Origin of the sequence: Pseudoroseicyclus aestuarii, assembly GCF_003217255.1 — a bacterium.
Classification (GTDB): domain Bacteria; phylum Pseudomonadota; class Alphaproteobacteria; order Rhodobacterales; family Rhodobacteraceae; genus Pseudoroseicyclus; species Pseudoroseicyclus aestuarii.
On sequence record NZ_QJTE01000001.1, the window covers coordinates 760879 to 781546 of the forward strand.

General features: G+C 70.9%; 20 protein-coding genes. 11 read left to right on the forward strand and 9 right to left on the reverse strand.

The window, feature by feature from the left end; genetic code table 11:
* Positions 1 to 41: 41 nt before the first annotated feature.
* The 4 genes from DFP88_RS03525 to DFP88_RS03540 are packed head-to-tail and all read right to left on the reverse strand — an operon-like array spanning position 42 to position 4238.
* Positions 42 to 1376: an HlyC/CorC family transporter gene (locus DFP88_RS03525; RefSeq protein WP_110813037.1), complete on the reverse strand. Its 1335-nt coding sequence runs from the start codon at positions 1374 to 1376 to the stop codon at positions 42 to 44.
* A gap of 53 nt (positions 1377 to 1429) precedes the next feature.
* The gene (locus tag DFP88_RS03530) at positions 1430 to 2371 is read right to left on the reverse strand and encodes a tyrosine recombinase (RefSeq protein ID WP_110813038.1); all 942 of its coding nucleotides are present in this window, start codon (positions 2369 to 2371) and stop codon (positions 1430 to 1432) included.
* 32 nt (positions 2372 to 2403) lie between these two features.
* Entirely contained in the window at positions 2404 to 4032 is a 1629-nt protein-coding gene (locus DFP88_RS03535) for a hypothetical protein (protein WP_245904660.1), read from the reverse strand.
* A complete protein-coding gene (locus DFP88_RS03540; protein WP_110813039.1) occupies positions 4029 to 4238 on the reverse strand; it encodes a hypothetical protein in 210 nt (69 codons plus the stop codon). Before DFP88_RS03540 ends, DFP88_RS03535 begins: the two co-directional genes overlap by 4 nt.
* Before the next feature lie 88 nt (positions 4239 to 4326).
* Here DFP88_RS03540 and DFP88_RS03545 point away from each other — a divergent pair, with 88 nt between their 5' ends.
* Together DFP88_RS03545 and aroB are read left to right on the forward strand one after the other, a co-directional pair.
* Entirely contained in the window at positions 4327 to 4956 is a 630-nt protein-coding gene (locus tag DFP88_RS03545) for a shikimate kinase (RefSeq protein WP_425450801.1), read from the forward strand.
* On the forward strand, positions 4953 to 6068 hold the full coding sequence (gene aroB, locus DFP88_RS03550) for a 3-dehydroquinate synthase (RefSeq protein ID WP_110813040.1): 1116 nt from the start codon (positions 4953 to 4955) through the stop codon (positions 6066 to 6068). The genes DFP88_RS03545 and aroB overlap by 4 nt, the downstream gene beginning before the upstream one ends.
* Positions 6069 to 6074: 6 nt before the next feature.
* Here aroB and DFP88_RS03555 read toward each other — a convergent pair whose 3' ends face one another.
* The gene (locus tag DFP88_RS03555; protein WP_110813041.1) at positions 6075 to 7274 is read right to left on the reverse strand and encodes a pyridoxal phosphate-dependent aminotransferase; all 1200 of its coding nucleotides are present in this window, start codon (positions 7272 to 7274) and stop codon (positions 6075 to 6077) included.
* Between the two features lie 31 nt (positions 7275 to 7305).
* Positions 7306 to 7767, reverse strand: coding sequence for a redox-sensitive transcriptional activator SoxR (gene soxR / locus DFP88_RS03560; protein ID WP_110813042.1), 462 nt, complete (start codon positions 7765 to 7767; stop codon positions 7306 to 7308).
* Positions 7768 to 7833: 66 nt separating this feature from the next.
* Between soxR and DFP88_RS03565 the strand changes: the two genes are divergently transcribed.
* The 3 genes from DFP88_RS03565 to fghA all read left to right on the forward strand — a co-directional run bounded on the left by DFP88_RS03565 (position 7834) and on the right by fghA (position 10446).
* Positions 7834 to 8376, forward strand: a complete 543-nt coding sequence (locus DFP88_RS03565) for a VOC family protein (RefSeq protein WP_342767686.1) — start codon at positions 7834 to 7836, stop codon at positions 8374 to 8376.
* A gap of 106 nt (positions 8377 to 8482) precedes the next feature.
* A complete protein-coding gene (locus DFP88_RS03570; protein WP_110813043.1) occupies positions 8483 to 9613 on the forward strand; it encodes an S-(hydroxymethyl)glutathione dehydrogenase/class III alcohol dehydrogenase in 1131 nt (376 codons plus the stop codon).
* Complete coding sequence (gene fghA, locus DFP88_RS03575; protein ID WP_281268148.1) at positions 9610 to 10446, forward strand: S-formylglutathione hydrolase; 837 nt, start codon at positions 9610 to 9612, stop codon at positions 10444 to 10446. Before DFP88_RS03570 ends, fghA begins: the two co-directional genes overlap by 4 nt.
* A 90-nt stretch (positions 10447 to 10536) precedes the next feature.
* Here the strand turns inward: fghA and DFP88_RS03580 are convergent, their stop codons facing one another.
* Positions 10537 to 11550: an alpha/beta hydrolase family protein gene (locus tag DFP88_RS03580; RefSeq protein ID WP_110813045.1), complete on the reverse strand. Its 1014-nt coding sequence runs from the start codon at positions 11548 to 11550 to the stop codon at positions 10537 to 10539.
* Positions 11551 to 11663: 113 nt separating this feature from the next.
* Here DFP88_RS03580 and DFP88_RS03585 point away from each other — a divergent pair, with 113 nt between their 5' ends.
* The 4 genes from DFP88_RS03585 to DFP88_RS03600 all read left to right on the forward strand — a co-directional run bounded on the left by DFP88_RS03585 (position 11664) and on the right by DFP88_RS03600 (position 16784).
* Positions 11664 to 12740: a helix-turn-helix domain-containing protein gene (locus DFP88_RS03585; protein WP_110813046.1), complete on the forward strand. Its 1077-nt coding sequence runs from the start codon at positions 11664 to 11666 to the stop codon at positions 12738 to 12740.
* 121 nt (positions 12741 to 12861) lie between these two features.
* Positions 12862 to 14304 carry a cysteine--tRNA ligase gene (gene cysS, locus DFP88_RS03590; RefSeq protein ID WP_110813047.1) on the forward strand — a complete coding sequence of 481 codons (1443 nt, stop codon included), beginning with the start codon at positions 12862 to 12864 and terminating at the stop codon, positions 14302 to 14304.
* Complete coding sequence (gene cimA / locus DFP88_RS03595) at positions 14301 to 15920, forward strand: citramalate synthase (RefSeq protein ID WP_110813048.1); 1620 nt, start codon at positions 14301 to 14303, stop codon at positions 15918 to 15920. Before cysS ends, cimA begins: the two co-directional genes overlap by 4 nt.
* Before the next feature lie 105 nt (positions 15921 to 16025).
* Positions 16026 to 16784 (forward strand): squalene/phytoene synthase family protein, encoded by a 759-nt coding sequence (locus DFP88_RS03600; protein WP_110813049.1) that lies wholly within the window; start codon positions 16026 to 16028, stop codon positions 16782 to 16784.
* On the opposite strand, the gene DFP88_RS03605 is transcribed toward DFP88_RS03600, so the two are convergent.
* Entirely contained in the window at positions 16768 to 18000 is a 1233-nt protein-coding gene (locus DFP88_RS03605) for an MFS transporter (RefSeq protein WP_110813050.1), read from the reverse strand. The two genes, DFP88_RS03600 and DFP88_RS03605, sit on opposite strands and share 17 nt — an antisense overlap.
* A gap of 434 nt (positions 18001 to 18434) precedes the next feature.
* Here DFP88_RS03605 and rnd point away from each other — a divergent pair, with 434 nt between their 5' ends.
* Entirely contained in the window at positions 18435 to 19601 is a 1167-nt protein-coding gene (gene rnd / locus DFP88_RS03610) for a ribonuclease D (protein ID WP_110813051.1), read from the forward strand.
* Positions 19602 to 19618: 17 nt separating this feature from the next.
* On the opposite strand, the gene DFP88_RS03615 is transcribed toward rnd, so the two are convergent.
* Positions 19619 to 20089, reverse strand: a complete 471-nt coding sequence (locus DFP88_RS03615; RefSeq protein WP_110813052.1) for a hypothetical protein — start codon at positions 20087 to 20089, stop codon at positions 19619 to 19621.
* Between the two features lie 128 nt (positions 20090 to 20217).
* Between DFP88_RS03615 and DFP88_RS03620 the strand changes: the two genes are divergently transcribed.
* Entirely contained in the window at positions 20218 to 20649 is a 432-nt protein-coding gene (locus DFP88_RS03620) for a SufE family protein (RefSeq protein WP_110813053.1), read from the forward strand.
* Positions 20650 to 20668: the final 19 nt, after the last annotated feature.

Sequence of the window (20668 nt, forward strand, 5' to 3'; positions counted from 1 at the left end):
GGCAGCGCCCCCCCAGCCCCGCCGTCAGGCCGCGCGCCGCCTCAGCGGACTTCCCAGCCCGAGGCCGAAAGCTCGTCCAGCGGGCGCAGCTTGAGCAGCGCGATCCGGTTCTCCTCCTTCGAGACGACCTCGAAGCGGAAGCCGTGAAAGCTGAAGACCTGGCCTTCCTCGGGGATCAGCTGCGCCTCGTGGATCACGAGGCCGGCGATGGTATTCGCCTCTTCCTCGGGCAGTTGCCAGTCCTGGCGGCGGTTGATGTCGCGGATCGACATGCCGCCATCCACCAGGTAGGCGCCATCCTCGGTCCGGGCCATCGGCTCCTCCTGCGCCTCGTCGAACTCGTCGCTGATCTCGCCGACGATCTCCTCGAGGATATCCTCGAGCGTGATCAGCCCGCGCAGCGCGCCGTATTCGTCCACGACCAGCGCGAAATGCGTGTGCCGCTTGAGGAACTCGCGCATCTGATCGTCGAGCGTGGTGGTCTCGGGGATGAAGTAGGGCTTCATCGCCACGCTCATGATGTCGAAGGTGGCAAGCTCCGCCGCCTCGACCGCGCCATCGGCCATCAGTCGGTTCATCGCCCGCAGCAGGTCCTTGGCATGCAGGATGCCGACGATGTTCTCCTGCTCCTCGCGGTAGAGGGGCAGGCGGGTATGCGGGCTGTCGAGGACGGCGCGCAGGATATCGGTGGCGGGTAGGGCGGCATCGATCATCTCGATGTTCGACCGGTGCAGCATGATCTCCTCGACGGTGCGCTCGCTCAGGTCGAGGGCGCCGAGGATGCGGTCGCGGTCCTCCTTCTCGACCACGCCCTCGGACTGGCCAAGGCTCAGCGCGCCGGCGATCTCCTCGCGCACGGCAAGGACGTTGGCGCCCGGATCGGTCCGCACGCCCACCGCCCGCAGCAGAAGCCGCACGAGCACCTGGATCGCCGAGACGACGGGCGAGAAGACCAGGACCACCAGCGCGATCGGCCGCGCGACCAGCGAGGCGACCTTTTCCGAATTGGTGATCGCGAAGGTCTTCGGCAGCACCTCGGCAAAGATCAGCACCAGCAGCGTCATCACCAGGGTGGCGACGGCGACGCCGCTTTCGCCGAAGACGCGGGTCAGGGTGGCCGTGGCCAGCGAGGTGGCGAGGATGTTGACGACGTTGTTGCCCAGCAGGACAGAGCCGATCAGCCGTTCGCTGTCCTCGGTGATGTTCAGCGCGTGCACGGCGCCGGAGCTGCCCTTGTCGGCGGCCGTGCGCAGCTTGCCGCGCGAGGCGGCGGTGAGGGCCGTCTCGGAGCCCGAGAAGAAGGCCGAGAGGATCAGCAGAACGAGGATCGCGCCGCAGGTCAGCCAGAAGGCGACGTCGAGAGAGGAGGGGTCCATTTTGGTCCGTATGAGGAAAGTGGGATCAGGATATCAAGCGTGGGTTGTGGCGATCAAGTCTCCTCTGCCGGTCGGGCCGCAACCGCGGGCCCGCGCGACAGCGGGTGATGCGTCTCGACCAGCTCGGCGAGGCGCTCGTGCTGTACATGGGTATAGATCTCGGTGGTGGACAGGTCCGCGTGACCCAGCAGCGTCTGGATCACCCGCAGGTCCGCGCCATTGGCCAGCAGATGGGTGGCAAAGGCATGGCGCAGGCGATGCGGCGTGACCTGCGCCGGATCCAGCCCGGCGGCGGCGGCAAGCTGCTTGATCATGGCGAAGAAGGCCTGCCGCGTCAGGTGCCCCTCGCGCCCGCGGGCCGGGAAGAGAAAGCGCGAGGGCGGGTGGCCCTTCGCGCGCCCTTCGGTCTCCTCGGCGTCGCGCCGGGCGAGCCAGCCGCGCAGCGCCTCCCGCGAGGGGGAAGACAGCGGCACCATGCGCTCGCGCCCGCCCTTGCCGCGCACGAGGATCATCTTCGGATCGCCGCGCACCGCGGCCACCGGCAGGCCGACCAGCTCCGTGACCCGCAGCCCGGTGGCATAGAGCAGCTCCATCAGGCAGGTGGCGCGGGCGGCGTCCCGGTGCTGGCGCGCGGCGGCCAGCAGCGCCTCGACCTGCGCCACGCTCAGCGTGCCGGGCAGGCTGCGGGCGCGGCCCGGACCCTTCAGCCGGATCGCCGGATCGCTCTCGCGCCAGCCTTCCTCGAAGGCAAAGCGGTAGAGCTGCCGGATCGCCGAGAGGCGCCGCGCGCGGGTCGCCCGGCTCAGCCCCTCGGCGTCGCAGGCGACGAGGTAATCCTCGATCTGCGCCTGTTCGGCCCCGGCGAAATGCAGATCGCGCCGCGCCAGCCAGCCGGCGAAATCCTTCAGGTCGCGCCCATAGGCCAGCAGCGTGTTGCGCGCCGCGCCCTCTTCGGCGGCCCGCGCCTCGAGAAAGGTCGAGAGCCAGCGCTCCATCGGCCATTGGCCCGAGGGGTGGGCCGGGGCGGTCACGCCGGCCGGTCCAGCAGCAGGACCTGCAGCGCGGCGCGCCGCGCGATATCCTCGAGCCCGAGGCTGCGCAGCAGCGCGAGCGCATCGGCCAGCGCCTGCGGCTCTGCGCTGACGCCCTGATCGAAGGTGGCGATGGCGCGCAGCATCGCCTCGCCCGGCTTGCCCGCCTCGACCAGCGCCTGCAGCGGCTCGGGCACCGGGTGATCGGCGAAGGCGGCCGCCAGCGCGGCCTCGCGCGGATCGGCAGGCTCGATCCCGGCGGTCTCTCCGGCGGCGATGCCGGCGGCCAGCGGATCGTCGAGCCCCCGTGCAGCGGTCTCGTATAGCGGGGAGAGCAGGGCGATCCGCTGCGCGAGGGCCGCGGTCTCGCCCTCGAGCGGGCGGTCCAGAAGCGCCTGCGCGTAGTGCCGGGCGAAGGGCACCTGCAGCCCGGCCTGCTCCATCGCCTCCCAGGCGGGGGGCAGGGCCTCGTCCAGCGTGGCGGTGGTGCCGCCTTCGGGTGCTGTGCCCGCGGCGGGCGGTCCGGCCCGCAGCGCCGCCTCGAGTGCCTGGATCGCCGCGGCGCGGTCCCAGACCCCGCCGGAGGCGGCGGGCGCGTGATCGCCGTAAAGGGCAAAGAGCACCGCGGGATCGAGCCCGCCCGCGCGGACCAGACGCTCGGCCGCCTCGATCTGCACCCGCCAGGGGTTCGTGTCGCGCAGGTCGGCCTGCGCAAAGGCCAGCGGCAGCGTGCGGCTGGGCAGCGCCTCGCCGATCGCCTCGCGCATGCGGAAGACCAGCGGGCTGGGGCGCGAGGGATCGCGCAGCGGCTCCGCGCCCTCGTGCATGTTGTCGTCGAGAAAGCGGTGCAGCAGATCCTCGATCTCGGGATCGAGGGTGCCGAGCGCGGTCGCGCTGTTCAGCGTGACGGCGGCGGCGGGCCAGTCGCCCTCGCGCGCGAGGCAGAAGATGCGCGTCGGCAGGGTGGGCGAGAGGGAGGCCTGCTCCAGCATGGCGGCGCAGGCGGCATCCTCGGTCCCGGTCAGCAGCGCGATGTCGAACCAGCGGCGCGTGACCTCGGGGGTGTCGAGGCCGACCTGCTCGAGCATGGCCTGCGCCTCCTGCAGCGCGCCCATGTCCAGCAGCCGGTCGGTGCGCGCCAGAAGGAAGGACGCCTCGCCGGAGGCGCCGAGGGGCGGCTGCGCCTCGGCCAGCATCAGAAGGCGCGTCAGCTCCTGCATCGCGGGCGTCTGCTGCGTGTCGAGGGCGCGGATCAGGGTGATCAGCTGCGCCGCATCGCTGGCCGACCAAAGATCGCCGGGCAGCCCGGTGATCCGCGGCCCGAGCAGCCCGACCCCGTCGGGCGAGGGCGCGCCGAGGCTGCGGGTGCTGACATCGGGCACGGTGGCGCTGTCGGCGACAGGCGTCTCACCCGGAACCGCGCCGGACCCGGGACCGGTTCGGCCCGCCTCGGGCGGCTGCGGCGCCGGGGCCGCCGGCGGCGCGACAAGGCTTTGCGACAGCCAGTCGATGGCCGAAAGCGGTGCCTCGCCCTCGGTCTGGGCAGAGGCCGCGCCCGCCGAAAGGGCCAGCAGCAGCGCCGGGGCCAGCGCCAGCCGCCGGGCCCCTGGGCGGGCTTGCGTCATTCCTGCACCTCGAGGGTGACCGGCTTGGTCACTTGCTGCACCGGCGCCTCGAAGTCCGCCGGGAAGAGCATCGGGCCGATATAGGCATAGGCCGTCAGCGCCACCCCCCCGAGAACCGCCAATACCAGCGCCAGCTTGATCAGCGTCCAGATCAGTCGCCACAGCATCTTGTCCTGCCCCTTGCCCTTGCGGATGGACGGCTTCACGCGCCATCGTCTTTCCGGCTTTATAACTGGTCTTCCGTCGAAGATCACGCCATTCAGGGCGCTGCAAGCGCGAGGAGGCGTCAGGGCCGTGACCGGCGGAAACAAGACCACGCGGAAAGAGGCGGCAGCGCCTGCCTGGCAGGGCCCGCCGGCCCTGCTGCGCCCGCTCGTGCTGATCGGCATGCCCGGCTCGGGCAAGAGCGCGATCGGCCGGGCGCTCTCGGCGCGGCTGGGCGTTCCGCTGAACGATTCGGACGCCGAGATCGAGGCCGCGGCGCAGGCGAGCATCGCCGAGATTTTCGCCCGCGACGGAGAGGCCTTCTTCCGCGCCGGCGAGGCCAAGGTGATCGAGCGGCTGCTGGCGCAGCGCCCGCCCGCCGTGATCGCCACCGGCGGCGGCGCCTTTTTGTCGCCCGCGACGCGTGCGGCGGTGGCGCGCGAGGGCGTCTCGCTCTGGCTCGACGTGGCGCTGCCGGTGCTGTGGGACCGGGTCCGTCACAAGACCCATCGCCCGCTGCTGCAGACCCCGGACCCCCGGGGCCGGCTGGCCGCGCTGCTGGAAGAGCGGGGGCCGGTCTATGCCGAGGCCGCGCTGCGCATCCGCGTAACGCGCGAACAGCGGCTCGACGAGGCGGTCGAAGCCGTCCTCGCCGCGATTGCCGCCGTGCCCGGCCTCCTGCGCGATCCCGACACCTGGACCCGGAGCCTGCCCCGATGACCGAACCCCAGACCGTCCGCGTCGATCTTCCCGGACGCGGCTACGACATCCTCGTCGGCCCCAGCCTCCTGCCGCGGGCCGGCAGCCTGATCGCGCCTTTCCTGCGCCGCCCGCGCGCGGTGATCGTCACCGACGAGACCGTCGGCGCCCTGCACCTGCCCGCGCTAGAGGCCGCGCTGGCCGCCGAGGGCATCGAAAGCGCCGCCCTTGCCCTGCCGCCGGGCGAGGGCACGAAAAGCTGGCCGATGCTCGCGCGCTGCACCGAGTGGCTGCTGGAAAACCGTGTCGAGCGGCAGGATCTGGTGATCGCGCTCGGCGGCGGGGTGATCGGCGATCTCGTTGGCTTCGCGGCGGCGATCCTGCGCCGCGGCGTGCGCTTCGTGCAAATCCCGACCTCGCTGCTGGCGCAGGTCGACAGCTCCGTCGGGGGCAAGACGGGGATCAATGCCGCGCAGGGCAAGAACCTTGTCGGTGCCTTCCACCAGCCCAGCCTCGTGCTGGCCGATACCGGCCTTCTGGATACCCTGCCGCCGCGCGACCTGAGGGCGGGCTACGGCGAGGTGATGAAATACGGGCTGCTTGGCGACGCCGACTTCTTCGCATGGCTCGAAGAGGCCGGCCCCGCGCTGCTGGCGGGTGATCCGCAGGCCCGCGCCCGCGCCGTCCGCCGCTCCTGCGAGATGAAGGCCGGGATCGTCATGCGCGACGAGACCGAGCAGGGCGAGCGCGCGCTGCTGAACCTTGGCCATACCTTCGGCCATGCGCTCGAGGCGGCGACCGGCTACTCGGACCGGCTGCTGCATGGCGAAGGCGTGGCCCTGGGCTGCGTGCTGGCCTTCGATCTGTCCGCGCGTCTGGGGCTGTGCAGCCAGGAAGAGTCGCCGCGCCTGCGCGCGCATCTGCAGCGCATGGGGCTGGCGACGGATCTGGCGCAGGTGCCCGGCGGGCTGCCGGGGGCCGAGGACCTGCTGGCGCTGATGGGGCAGGACAAGAAGGTCGTGGCCGGGCAGCTGCGCTTCATCCTCGCGCGCGGGATCGGAGAGGCCTTCGTGACCGGCGATGTGCCGCGCGAGGATGTGCTGGCGGTGCTGCGCGCCTCGCTCGAGGGCTGAGGCGGCTCAGGCCGGCGCGGCAAGCCGCTCTGCCAGGGCGACGAGGCGGCTCAGCGCCTCGTCCAGCCGCGCGTCGTCCACCGTCAGGGCGACGCGGACATGCCCGGCCCCCGCGGTGCCGAAGCTTTCGCCCGGCATCACGGCGATACGCTCCTCGTCCAGCAGGCGGCGGCCGAAGGCCTCGCCCGACAGGCCGGTCGCCCGGATGTCGAGCATGGCGTACATCGCGCCGCGCATCGGCGCGGCCCGCACCGACGTCGTCCGCGCCAGCACCCGCTCCACGATCGCGCGGCGGCGGCGAAAGGGCTCTGCGATGCCCGCCTCGAAGCCCGCGCCCTGCTGCAGCGCGAACAGGGCCGCGTCCTGGATGTAGCCGGGGATGCCGTAGGTCGTATGGGTCGCCAGCGCATCGAGCGCGGCGATTGCCGCCTCCGGCCCGACGATCCAGCCGACGCGGCTGCCGGTCATCGCATGGCTCTTCGACAGGCTGCCGACGACCAGCGTGCGCTCCGCCATGCCGGGCAGGGCGCGGGGCGACAGATGCGCCCCCTCCCAGACCTGGGTGTCGTAGACCTCGTCCGAGATCAGCCACAGGTCGGCCTCCCGGCAGACCCGTGCGATCCCTTCGAGCGTGGCGCGGGAATAGAGCGCGCCGGTCGGGTTGTTGGGCGAGTTGATCAGCAGCGAGCGGGTGCGTCCCTGCGAAGCGCCCGCCTGCGCGGCTTGGCGCAGATCGTCCTCGGCGGGCTGGAACCCGGCCTCCGCGGCGGCGATGACGCTGCGCGGCTGCGCGCCCACGGCGCGGATCGTGCCGGGGTAGGTGGCGTAATAGGGATCGACGTAGAGCGCGACGTCGCCCGGATCGCAGGCAGCCCGATGCGCGGCGAAAAGGCCCGCCTGGCCGCCGGGCATGACGATGACGTTCGCGGGCGTGGTGACAACGCCGCTCTGCGCCTGCACCCGTGCCGCGATCTCGGCCCGCAGGGCCGGGGTGCCGGCGATCTCGGCATAGCCGGTGCGGCCGCCCCGCGCCGCCGCATCCATCGCGGCGAGGATGGCGGGATCGGTGCGGATGTCATGCTCGCCGATGGAGAGCGGGATCACCGGCTCCCCGGCTGCGATCATGCGCATGGCGCGGCGGTGCAGATCCCAGCCGTCGGGCCCGCCGGCGGTGATCGAGGAGAGGGTCGCTGACAGGGTGCTCATGCCGCGGGCGTGGCACCCCGGCGCGGGGCTGTCAATTCTCTGCCCCCATGATGCGGCGCGGACCCGGCCCGGCCCGGCCCTCGATATCCCCGGGATTGTAGAGGCTGCAGCGGTCGAGCGAGAGGCAGCCGCAGCCGATGCAGCCGTCGAGGTTGTCGCGCAGCCGCTCGAGCGCGGCGATGCGGGCGTCGATCTTCATGCGAAACCCGCCGGCGATGCGGCCCCAGTCCGCGCGGCTCGGGGCGCGCCCCTCGGGCAGGGCGGCCATCTGCTCGGCGATCTCGGCCAGCGGAAAGCCTAGCCGCTGCGCGATCATCGCGAAGGAGAGCCGGCGCAGGTCGGAGCGGTCGTAGCGCCGGTGGCCACCCGCGTTGCGCAGCGGGCGCACGATGCCATGCGTCTCGTAAAAGCGGATCGCCGAGACGGCGAGGCCGGTGCGCGCGGCCAGATCGCCGATGCTGAGGCCCTGCGACAGCGGTTTGCGGTGTGACATTGTTCTTGATCTCAAGTGGACTTGAGAAATTACACCCGACTCGCCACGCAAGAGCAAGGGGGTGCAATGCAGTTCATCATGACCAATCCGGAGGCCGGCTCCGGCCTTCTGGCCGATGGCCTGGCCGAGAGGGGGCCGGACGGAGGCCTCGTCCTGCCGCCGGCCTTCACCGCGCCCCCTGCGCGGCGTGGTTTCTTTACCCTCATCAAAAGGAGACGACGCATGGCCCATCTGGAACATGCCAATCTGACGGTCGCCGATCCCGAGGCCACCGCAAGCCTGCTCGAGACGCTTTTCGGCTGGCGGGTGCGCTGGTCCGGCACGGCGATCCACGGTGGCAGGTCGCTGCACGTCGGAGAGCCGGGGACCGGCAGTTACCTTGCGATCTACCGCGGCGCCGAGGCCGCGCAGCAGGCGCCCGTCGACAGCTATACCACGCGCGGCGCGCTGAACCACATCGGCGTCGTCGTCGCCGATCTGGACGCGACCGAGGACAAGGTCCGCGCCCTCGGCTACACCCCCGGCAGCCATGCCGATTACGAGCCGGGCCGCCGCTTCTACTTCCGCGAGGAGAACGACATCGAGATCGAGGTGATCAGCTACGCCTGACCGCCGCGGCCCGGCGGCAACCGACAGCCGCCGGGCCGCGATCCGATTGCTCGCGGCGCTCGCCTCCGTCATGATGGGGCACAGACCCAAAGCCGGAGAGCCAGCCATGAAAACACGCGCCGCAGTAGCCTTCCAGGCCGGCAAGCCGCTCGAGATTACCGAGGTCAACCTCGAGGGGCCCAAGGCCGGCGAGGTGATGATCGAGATCAAGGCCACCGGCCTGTGCCATACCGACGAATTCACCCGCTCGGGCGACGATCCCGAGGGCATCTTTCCCGCCATCCTCGGTCACGAGGGCGCGGGCGTGGTGGTCGAGGTCGGCGAGGGCGTGACGACCGTCAAGCCGGGCGATCACGTGATCCCGCTCTACACGCCCGAGTGCCGGGAGTGCGCCTCCTGCCTGAGCGGCAAGACCAACCTCTGCACCGCGATCCGCTCGACCCAGGGGCAGGGGCTGATGCCTGACGGCACCTCGCGCTTCAGCACGCTCGATGGCGAGATGATCCATCACTACATGGGCTGCTCGACCTTCTCGAACTACACGGTCCTGCCCGAGATCGCGGTCGCCAAGATCCGCGAGGACGCGCCCTTCGACATGGCCTGCTACATCGGCTGCGGCGTCACCACCGGCGTCGGTGCCGTGGTCAATACCGCCAAGGTCGAGATCGGCGCGACCGCCGTCGTCTTCGGCCTCGGCGGGATCGGGCTGAACGTGATCCAGGGCCTGCGCCTGGCGGGCGCCGACATGATCATCGGCGTCGATCTGAACAACGACAAGAAGCCCATGGCCGAGAAATTCGGCATGACCCATTTCATCAACCCCTCCGAGATCGGCGAGGACATCGTGCCCTACATCGTCAACCTGACGAAGCGGCGCGGCGACCTGATCGGCGGGGCGGACTACAGCTTCGACGCCACCGGCAACACCACCGTGATGCGGCAGGCGCTGGAATGCACGCATCGCGGCTGGGGCATGTCGGTGATCATCGGCGTCGCGGCGGCGGGGGCCGAGATCTCGACCCGGCCGTTCCAGCTTGTCACCGGGCGCGTCTGGAAGGGCACCGCCTTCGGCGGCGCGCGCGGGCGCACCGACGTGCCGAAGATCGTCGACTGGTACATGGAGGGCAAGATCGAGATCGACCCGATGATCACCCACCGCCTGAAGCTGGACGAGATCAACCACGGCTTCGACCTGATGCACGAGGGCAAGTCGATCCGCGCCATCGTGGAGTACTGAGCGTGGAGCTGATTTCCGACAACCGCAGCTTCGGCGGCCGCCAGCGCGTCTATCGCCACGCCTCGCAGGCGCTGTCCTGCGAGATGACCTTCGGTCTTTACCTGCCGCCGCAGGCCGAGGCGGGGCCGGTGCCGGTGCTGTGGTACCTCGCCGGTCTGACCTGCACCCATGAGAACGGCATGACCAAGGCCGGGCTGCAGCAGCACGCGGCCCGGCACGGGCTGGCACTGGTCTTTCCCGACACCTCGCCGCGCGGCGAGGGCGTCGCGGACGACGAGGCCTTCGATCTGGGGCAGGGCGCGGGGTTCTACCTGAACGCCGCGCAGGACCCCTGGGCGCCGCATTTCCGCATGCAGGACTACGTGCTGGACGAGCTGCCGCGGCTTCTGGCGGAGGAGGGCCTGCCGCTGAGCGGCAAGCATGGCATCATGGGCCATTCCATGGGCGGGCACGGCGCGCTGACGCTGGCGCTGAAGAACCCCGAGGCCTATGCCTCGGTCTCGGCGCTGGCGCCGATCGTGACGCCCACGACCAGCGACTGGGGCCGCAAGCAGTTCGCCGCCTACCTCGGTGAGGACGAGGCGGTCTGGGCCGAGCATGACGCCTGCCAGCTTCTGGAAAGCCGCGGCTGGACCGGCGACATCCTGATCGACCAAGGCACCGAGGACCAGTTCCTCGAGCTGCTGCAGCCCGAGGCCATGGCCGATACCCTCGCCCGGACCCGCACGCCGGGGGTGCTGCGGATGCAGGAGGGCTACGATCACAGCTACTTCTTTGTCGCGAGTTTCGCGGGCGACCACGTCGCCTGGCATGCCGAGCGTCTGACGCGCTGAGACGGGCGGAGCGGGGGCCAGCCCCCGCACCCCCGGGATATTTGCAAAGAGAAGAAAGGGGGGCGCGGGTTGGACGTCGCGCCCCCCGCTTCAGAGGCCTAGGGCCGAAGCGACGGCCTCGATCAGGCTCTCGTGGACATCCGCGCGGCTCGCGCCCGGCGGATCGGTGCAGATCGGATCCTCTCCCGCCTCCTCCAGCATCTGCGCGCCGCCGGGTCTGCAGGGGGCGAGCGCGGTGAAATGGCTCGCCGGGGCGATCACCCTGTAGTCGGCCCCCGGCAGGCGGCGGGCGAGGTCATTGCCCTCGGGCCCGACATCGGCGGCGGCAAGGCGGTGCGCCCTGCCGAGGTTGATCAGCGTGATCCCGGCCAGCGCCGTCTCGAGGCTGCCGGGCTGCACCGCCCCGCCGAAGCCGGGATCCACGATCGCGGCGCGGGTGATGCGGGGGTCCCGGAAACCCGCCTCGAAGCCGGGCTCGTCGGCGAAGTGCACGCCGCCCTGGACGAAGAACCGGCAATCGCCGGCCTCCGGCCCGGCTTCGCAGCCTCTGTCCTGGGCCGCGCCGTCGAAGCGTACCCCCGCGAGGCCAAGAGCCGTGGCGCCGCCCAGAGAGAAGCCGAAGACACCGATCCGCTCCGCGTCCACGAAGGGGGCAAAGGCGGGATCGGACAGGACCGCGTCCAGCGCCGCCGTGAGGTCGGCGCCGCGGGCCGCGAGATCGGTGGAGCGGCGCGGGGAGCTGTCGCCGCTGGTCGAGCCCGGGTGATCGACCGCGAGCACCATGGCGCCGCGCGCCACGAGGCCGGAGGAGAGCCAGCCGAGGCCGTCCGCGGAACCGCCCGATCCATGCGAGAGAAGCACCAGCGGATGCGGCCCTTCGGCGACAGCCGGGCCGATGAAGGCGAAACTCGGCTCGAAGAGCGGGCCGTCGCCGACCGGGGCGCGGTAGGTCGGCCCGGCCGCTGGATACCAGAGGGAGGCCGCGACGGGCCGGGCCCGGTGGGCGGCGTTCAGATCGAAGCGGTCGTAGCCGGGCAGCATCTCGGCGTCGGCGGGGGCCGCGGCGGCGCAGGCCAGCGCGGCGAGCAGGGTCAGGCGTGTCATAGGGGGCGTCCTTGTGGTGATCCTGCCTCTCTCTGGGCCGCGCCGGACGGGTCTGGCGTCCTTTATCCGGGAAAAAGGTCGCCTCGATCCGGATCCAGGATAGAAGACCTGCCATGCCGATGCTTCCCGTTCCCGCCTTCGTCGCCTTGGTCCTGGGCTACATCGCCCTGCGCGCCGCGCTGTCGGAGCGCCGACCGCTGCTGATCGCCTTTCTCGCGGCCTGTTCCGCGCAATCCGCCCTGGTCGCGCTGGTGGGCGGCTATGGCATCGAGGTCCTGCGCCCGGTGCTGCCGGTCAGCGCCGCGATGATCCCGCCGCTGGCCTTGATCACGTTTCGGGACGCGATGCTCGGCCGCCTCGCGCCGCGCCGGGTGGCGGTACATCTGGCGGCACCGGTGGGCGCCGCCCTCTGCCGCATCCTTGCGCCCGGGATGACCGATCCGGTGGTGATGGCGATCTTCCTTGGCTACGGCATCGCCATGCTGCTGCGGTTGCGCCGCGCCCCCGACATGCCGCTCGCGCGGCTCGAGGCGGGGCAGGTGCCGGTGCTGATCTGGAGGGGGCTGGGCTGGGCCCTGATCGGCTCTGCCGCCGCGGACGCGGCGATCGCCTTGGCTTACATGACCGGCCATGCCGGCTGGACCGGCTGGGTGATCACCGTCTCGTCCTCGCTCGCGCTGCTGCTTCTCGGCCTGCTCAGCGGCAGCCCTGCCGCCTCGGGCCCCGAGAAGGAGCATCGGGTGGCCACGCCCGCTGAACCGGACGAGGAGACGGGGGCCGAGGACAGCGCGATCTTGGCGAGGGTCGAGGCCGTGCTGGCGCGCGATCCGCTGCATCTCGACCCGGGCCTGACGCTCTCGCGGCTGGCGCGGCGGCTGCAGCTTCCGGAAAAGCGGCTGTCGGCGGCGGTGAACAGAGGGGCGGGTGAGAACGTCTCTCGCTTCGTCAACGCCCGGCGCATCCACCATGCCTGCCGCCTGATCGAGGGCGGCGCCAGCGTGACGGAGGCGATGCTGAACAGCGGTTTCAACACGAAATCGAACTTCAACAGGGAGTTTCGGCGGGTGACGGGGGTCGCGCCGAGCCTTTGGCAGGGGGCGGAGGCTCCCATGCCCGGCGTCATCGCCACCGGCGGCTATCGAGAGCCGCGCTGGACGGGGCCGGACGGCTCTGCTAGGCAGAGCTCATGACGAGCACGGCCATCATCCCCGGCTGCATCATTCCCTGCTGACACAAGTCACGCGGGCCGCTCTTCCGTTTCCTTCCGAAACCTTTTAGCCGAGCCCGCGGGCAACCCGCGCGAGGCGACGCATGACGATCAGGCTTTACAACACCCGCACCCGGTCGAAGGAGGAGTTCACTCCGATCGATCCCGACAACGTGCGGATGTATGTCTGCGGCCCCACGGTCTACGACCGCGCGCATCTGGGCAATGCCCGGCCGGTGCTGGTCTTCGACGTGCTCTACCGGCTGCTGCGTCACGTCCACGGCGAGACGGCCGTGACCTATGCGCGCAACCTCACCGACGTCGACGACAAGATCAACGCCCGCGCCGCAGAGGCCGGGCGCACGATCCGCGACATCACCGAAGAGACGACGGGCTGGTTCCACGAGGACATGGACGCCCTGGGCGCCCTGCGCCCCGATCACGAGCCGCGCGCGACCGAGTGGATCGGCCAGATGCGCGCGATGATCGAGCGGCTGGAGCTGGCGGGCCATGCCTATGCCGCCGAGGGGCACGTGCTGTTCTCCGTCTCGAGCTACGAGGGCTACGGCAGCCTCTCGGGCCGCAGCCTCGACGACATGATCGCCGGCGCGCGGGTCGATCCCGCGCCCTACAAGCGCGACCCGATGGATTTCGTGCTGTGGAAGCCCAGCACCGAGGACGAGCCGGGCTGGGACGGACCGACGATCCGCGGCGAGGCGCTGGCGCGCGGGCGCCCCGGCTGGCACATCGAATGTTCGGCCATGGCGGTGGAGCTGCTGGGCGAAAGCTTCGACATCCATGGCGGCGGGATCGACCTGATGTTCCCGCACCACGAGAACGAATGCGCCCAGAGCCTCTGCGCCCATCCCACGGGGGATTTCGCCAAGGTCTGGATGCACAACGAGATGCTGCAGGTCGAGGGCAGGAAGATGTCCAAGTCGCTGGGCAACTTCTTCACCGTGCGCGACCTGCTGGATCAGGGCGTGCCGGGCGAAGTGATCCGCCTGGTGATGCTGGGTACGCATTATCGCAAGCCGATGGACTGGACCGAGGAGCGGCGGGGCGAGGCCGAGGCGACGCTGCGCCGCTGGTACGGCCATCTGGCGCAGCACGGCTATAACGCCGCGATGATCCGGACCCTGCGCGCCGAGGGGCTGTGGCAGCCGGACGAGGCCTTCCTCGGGACCTTGTCGAACGATCTCAACACCCCCGGCGCGCTGGCGCGGCTGCATGTGCTGGCTCAGGCCCGCACCCCCAAGGCGCTGGCGCCCATGGCCCATGCGCTGGAGATGCTGGGGCTGGTGCCGGATTGGGACCGGCTGGAAGAGACGGCCCGGCCCGCCGCACAGGAGGATTGGGTCGATGCGGCGGTGACGAAACTGCTGGCCGACCGCTCTGCCGCGCGGGCGGCCAGGGATTTTGCCGCCGCCGATGCGATCCGCGACCGGCTGACGGCGGCGGGCGTGCAGGTGAGCGATGTCGGCGGCAGCGCAAGCTGGCAGCCCGGGCCGGGGTTCGATCCCGCCAAGCTGAAGGATCCGTCATGACCGAGCGGCTGTATCTTTACGACACCACGCTGCGCGACGGGCAGCAGACGCAGGGCGTCCAGTTCTCGACGCTGGAAAAGCAGCGCATCGCCGGGGTCCTCGACGATCTGGGCATCGATTACATCGAGGGCGGCTGGCCCGGCGCCAATCCAACCGACAGCGCGTTTTTCGAGGATGCGCCCGAGACGCGGGCGACTCTGACCGCCTTCGGCATGACCAAGCGGGCGGGGCGTTCTGCGGCGAACGACGAGGTGCTGGCTGGCGTTCTGAACGCGCGGACGCCGGCGGTCTGCCTCGTCGGCAAGACGCATGACTACCACGTGACCCACGCGCTGGGGATCACGCTCGAGGAGAACCTCGAGAACATCCGCGCCAGCGTGGCGCATCTGGTCGCCGAGGGGCGTGAGGCGCTGTTCGACGCCGAGCATTTCTTCGACGGCTGGAAGGACGATGCCGCATATGCGCTGGCCTGCGTGACGGCGGCCTACGAGGCCGGCGCCCGCTGGATCGTGCTGTGCGATACCAACGGCGGCACCATGCCCGAGGAAATCGCCGAGATCGTGGGCGCGGTCATCGCCAGCGGCATCCCCGGCGCGCGCCTCGGCATCCATTGCCACGACGACACCGGGCAGGCCGTGGCGGGCAGCCTCGCGGCGGTGCGGGCCGGGGTGCGGCAGGTGCAGGGCACGCTCAACGGGCTGGGCGAGCGCTGCGGCAATGCCAGCCTGACGACGCTGATTCCGACGCTGCTGCTGAAGGAGCCCTTTGCCGGAACGCTGGAGACGGGCGTAACCGCCGAGGCGCTGACCGGGCTGCGCCGCGCCTCGCGCCTGCTCGATGACATCCTGAACCGCGTGCCGGCCAAGCAGGCGCCCTACGTCGGCGCCAGCGCCTTTGCCCACAAGGCGGGGCTGCATGCCAGCGCCATCGCCAAGGCGCCGCAGACTTACGAGCACGTGGAGCCGGGCCTCGTCGGCAATGCGCGCATCGTGCCGATGTCGAACCAGGCCGGGCAGTCGAACCTGCGGGCGCGGCTGGCTGGCATGGGCCTTGAGGTGGAGGCCGGCGATCCGGCGCTGGCGCGCATCCTGGACGGCATCAAGGCGCGCGAGACGGAGGGCTATGCCTACGACACCGCGCAGGCCAGCTTCGAGCTTCTGGCGCGCGAGGAGCTGGGCCTTCTGCCGCATTACTTCGACGTGCAGCGCTACCGCGTCTCGATCGAGCGGCGGCGCGGGCCGAGGGGCGAGCCGCTGACGCTGTCGGAGGCGGTGGTCGTGCTCGAGGTCGGCGGCGAGCGGATGCTGAGCGTGTCGGAAAGCCTTTCGCCCGAGGGAGCCGACCAGGGGCCGGTCAACGCGCTGGCGCGCGCGCTGACCAAGGACATGGGGCCTTACCAGGCGGCGATGGAGGACTGGCGGCTGGTGGACTTCAAGGTCCGCATCACCGGCGGCGGCACCCAGGCCGTGACCCGCGTCATCATCGACAGCGAGGACGGGCAGGGGCGGCTGTGGTCGACGGTCGGCGTCTCGCCCAATATCGTCGATGCGAGCTTCGAGGCGCTGCGCGAGGCGATGCTCTGGAAGCTGGTGCGCGACGGGGTCACGGCGCGATGAGGGGCCACATAGGGCCTGCCGTCGCAGGGGGGCGCTGCCCCCCCTCCGCGCGGGGCGCGGAGTCCCCCCGGAGTATTTTTCGAAACATGAAGGGGGCGGCGCGCGATGTCGCTTGATGCCTGCGCCGAGGCCGTGGCCAAGGGCGATCCCGATCGTTTCGCCGCCGCCATGGCCGCGCCCGTGGCCGCGCGGCGGCGGCTCTTGCCGCTTTACGCCTTCAACCTCGAGATCGCGCGGGCGCCCTGGGTCACGCAGGAGCCGCTGATCGCCGAGATGCGCCTGCAATGGTGGCGCGATGCGCTGGCCGAGGCGGAGACCGGCAAGATCCGGCGCCACGAGGTGGTGCAGCCCCTTGCCGAGGTCATGGAGGAGGCGGGCCTCGGGGCCGAGGATTTCGCGCCGATCATCGACGCCCGGCGCTGGGATGTCTCTGGCGAGGGGTTTGCCGACATGGCGGCGCTCGAGGCGCATCTGCAGGCGGGGATCGGCACGCTGACCTGGCTGTCCGCGCGGGCGCTGGGGGCAAAGTCTGCGCTGGAGCCGGCAGTGCGGGCGGCGGGCCTGGGCTTTGCTTCTGCGGCCTGGCTCGAGGCCTTGCCGCAGCTGCGCGCGGCGGGGCGCGATCCGCTGCCTGCCGCGCTGGGGCCGGAGGGACTGGCCCGGCGCGGGCTTTCGGCGCTGCGCGAGGCGCGGGCGGCGCGCATGGGAGCGGCGGTGCCGGCACTGCGGGCCGGCTGGCGCGCGCCGGGCATCCTGGCGCGGGCCGAGGCCGATCCCGCTGCCGCCGAGGAGGGCCGCCTTGCCGAGCCCGAGGTGCGGCGCCGCGGGCGCCTGGCCTGGCTGGGGCTTACCGGGCGCTGGTAGCGGGCTTGGCGCGGTAGCGCAGCCAGAGGAGCGAGGCGCCGGCCAGCGTCAGCAGCGGCAGCATGGCGAGGTTGACGTTGACCCAGCCCTCCTGCGCCGTCCCGCCGGCGCAGTTCATCAGTCCGCCCGAGGCGAGGCTGCCCAGCGTCACCAGCCCGAAGACCAGGAAATCATTCATCCCCTGCACCGTCCCGCGCTCGCTCGGGGCATGGGCGGCGGTGAGCATGGCCGTCGCCCCGATGAAGCCGAAGTTCCAGCCAAGGCCCAGCAGGATCAGCGTGCCGAAGAACTGGCTGAGCGCGACGCCCGAGAGGCCGATCACGCCCGCCGCCGCCAGGAGGACGAGGCCGCTGGCGACGATGCGCTGCGCGCCGAAGCGGGCGATCAGGCTGCCGGTGAAGAAGGAGGGCAGGTACATCGCCAGCACATGCGCCGAGACCACGTCCGAGGCATTGCCCGTCGTGAAGCCGCAGCCGACCACCGCCAAGGGCGCCGAGGTCATCACGAGGTTCATCAGCGCGTAGCTGACCATGGCGCAGAGGATGGCGACGGCGATGGTCGGATCGCGCAGCAGCTGGCCACGGCTGCGGCCGCCCGCCTCGGGGATGCCGCCCTTGCGCCCGTCCGGCAGGTCGAGGCCGAAAAACAGCAGGACGCCGACGAGGTTCAGGACCGCGACGCCGATATAGGTGCCGAGGAAGGGCACGACGGCGGCATCCTGCACCAGCTTGTTCAGCTGCGGGCCGAGGATCGCGGCGATCAGCCCACCGGCCATGACATAGGAAATCGCGCGGGGGCGGAACGCGTCCGAGGCCGCGTCGGCGGCGGCGAAGCGGTAGAAGCCCTGCGCCGACATGTAGATGCCGGTCAGGTAGGAGCCCAGCAGAAGCACCACGAAGGAGCCCGACCAGAGCCCCGCCGCCGCAACCAGCGCCCCGGCCGCGCCCGCCAGCGCCCCGAGCGTGAAGCCGAAGCGGCGGCCGCGCGCCTGCATCAGCGGCGAGAGCCAGGGCGCCGTCGTCATGGAGCCGAAGACGATGACCGAGATCGGCAGCGTCGCGAGGCAGGGGTTCGGCGAGAGCATGCCCCCCGCGAGGCCGCCGATGATGAAGATCATCGGCATCTGCGCCCCCAGGATCGCCTGCGCGGCGACGAGGACGGCGACGTTGCGGCGGGCGCGGCGGGCGCGGCGGGGGTCTGTGGCAGCCTGGGTCATGGCGCAAGGGTTAGGTGCGGCGGCGGGTGCTGTCCAGAGACAGGAGCCGCCGGGCCCGATCGATCGATTGCACGACGTTCTCGCGGGCGCGCCCGCGCCGAAGTCCTAGTTTCGGCAGAACATGACCTTCGTTCACCAAGCCTTTTTAAAATGGGTCTATTCCCGCGCTTAAGGTGGAGGCTTCATGGACCTCGTTTCCGTTCCCGGTGTCCTGGAGCGGGCCATGATCGAACCGAGGGTGGCCGGTCATGGGGCAGCGCCGACGCTGCGCCTCCGAGCGCTAATAATCATCCGGCCCGGACTTCGCCCCGTGCAGCGGCCGCAGAGGGGCGGCCCATTCATGCCGCGGGCGTACGGGCGCAGCCATGGTGCGGGTGCTTTCCATCCCGCGGTTCATCGCCTAAAACGGGCCAACTCGCCAGAAACGGACCGAAATGAAGACCATTACCACAACCGACGCGCTGGCGGCCTTCTGTGCCGAGGCGGCACGCCAGCCCTATGTCACGGTCGATACGGAGTTCCTGCGCGAGCGGACCTTTTACTCCAAGCTGTGCCTGGTGCAACTGGCGATGCCGGGAACCAGCGACGACGAGGCCGTGCTCGTCGATCCGATCGAGGGCGATCTGGACCTCGAGCCGCTCTATGCGCTGTTCCGCGATCCGGGCGTCGTCAAGGTCTTCCATGCCGCGCGGCAGGATCTGGAGATCTTCCAGACTGCCGCCGGCGTGATCCCGCAGCCGCTTTTCGACACGCAGGTCGCGGCGATGGTCTGCGGCTACGGCGAGCAGGTGGGCTACGAGACCCTCGTGCGCCGCATCGCCAAGGCCGAGGTCGACAAATCCTCGCGCTTCACCGACTGGTCGCGCCGCCCGCTGACCGATGCGCAGAAGCGCTATGCCCTGGCCGATGTCACGCATCTGCGGCAGGTCTACGAGGTGCTGTCGGAGCGTCTGAAAAGCACGGGACGCGGGGCCTGGGTGCAGGAGGAGATGGCGATCCTCTCCGATCCCGCGACCTACCACACGGAGCCCGAGGAGGCCTGGCTGCGGGTCAAGACCCGCAACACCAGCCCCCGGTTCCTTGCCGCGGTGCGCGAGCTTGCGCGCTTCCGCGAGAGCTATGCCCAGAGCCGCGACGTGCCGCGCAGCCGGATCTACAAGGATGATGCCCTGGTCGAGCTTGCCTCGACCCGGCCGACATCCGAGGCGGAACTGGGCCGCTCGCGTCTGCTGCTGCGTGAGGCGCGGCGGGGCGAGATCGCCGAGGGCATCCTGTCGGCGCTGAAGGCTGCCGCCGAACTGCCGGCCGAGGCCATGCCCAAGCTGCCGCGGGCGCGCAGCGATCAGCCGCAGGTGAACCCGGCGCTGGCCGACCTGTTGCGCGTCCTTCTCAAGGCGCGGGCCGAGGCGGAGAATGTCGCGCCCAAGCTGATCGCTAGCAGTGCCGACCTCGACAGCATCGCCGCCGGCGGCCGCGATGTCGCGGCCCTGACGGGATGGCGCCTCAAGGTCTTCGGGACCGAGGCGCTCAAGCTTTGCGAAGGCACCGTGGGCCTGGCCGTGAAGGGCACATCCGTCGTGACGGTTGATCTGGCCGAATAGAGACGGAATACAGGTCCTTAGCGGGTGATGCTAAGGCTCTGGTTCAACCCTTCGACGGTGATCTGGCGCAGGCCCGCCAGCTCGCGCCCGTTCAGGGTCAGCGCGGTTTCGATACGCCGGGTCTCCGGCGATCCAACCGGCGTCGATGCGGTCGGCGCAGCCGCGACAAAGCGGTACACCCGCGCGCCGCCCTGCGTCAGAACAGGCTTCAGTTCCGCGTCATACCAGCCCTGGCTGGCGGCCACCCCGGTCGCATGCAGGATCGCGCCGGTCGCGCTCGGCTCCAGCCTCAGGGCGGTAAGCTGCGCGATGGGCTGGCGCGGATCGGCAGCCTGCGCCCCCGCCTGCGGCACCAAGGGCTCGCGCGGGCCACCTGCGACGGGGGCGGGCGGCGCCCGGTCCAGCAGGTTCAGCGGGTTCAGCGCGGAGAGGCGGTCGCAGCCGCCCAGCGTCAGGACAAGGATCAGGGGCAGGGCGACGCGCGGCATCAGGGGTCCTTCACTCTCGGTCGATGCCCCCTCGCATAGCGGCCGGGCCCGGTCTTGGAAAGCCGCCGCTCTGGCCAAGGCGGGCGCCGGGCCCTAAGATCGCCGGCGTTCAGCGACAGGAGAGCATCATGGCCAGCCCTGCCTTCGAGGCCGTCGTCGAGGATTTCGAGTTCCTCGGTGACTGGGAAGAACGATATCGCCACGTCATCGAGATGGGCCGCGCGATGGATCCGCTGGAGGATGCGCTGAAGGTGCCGGCGACCAAGGTGCAGGGCTGTGCCAGCCAGGTCTGGCTGGTGCCGCGCGTTGATGGCGAGGGGCCTGAGGCCGTCTACCATTTCGCCGGCGACAGCGACGCCCAGATCGTGCGCGGGCTGATCGCGGTGCTGCAGGCGCTTTACGACGGGCAGCCGGCCGAGGCGGTCGTGGCCACCGATGCCCCGGTCCAGCTGGCGCGCCTCGGCCTCGATTCGCACCTCTCCTCGCAACGGTCCAACGGCCTTCGCGCCATGGTGCAGCGGATCCGCGAAACAGCGGCTGCGGCGGCCGCCGCAGCCTGAGACGGCGTTTGCGCCTGTT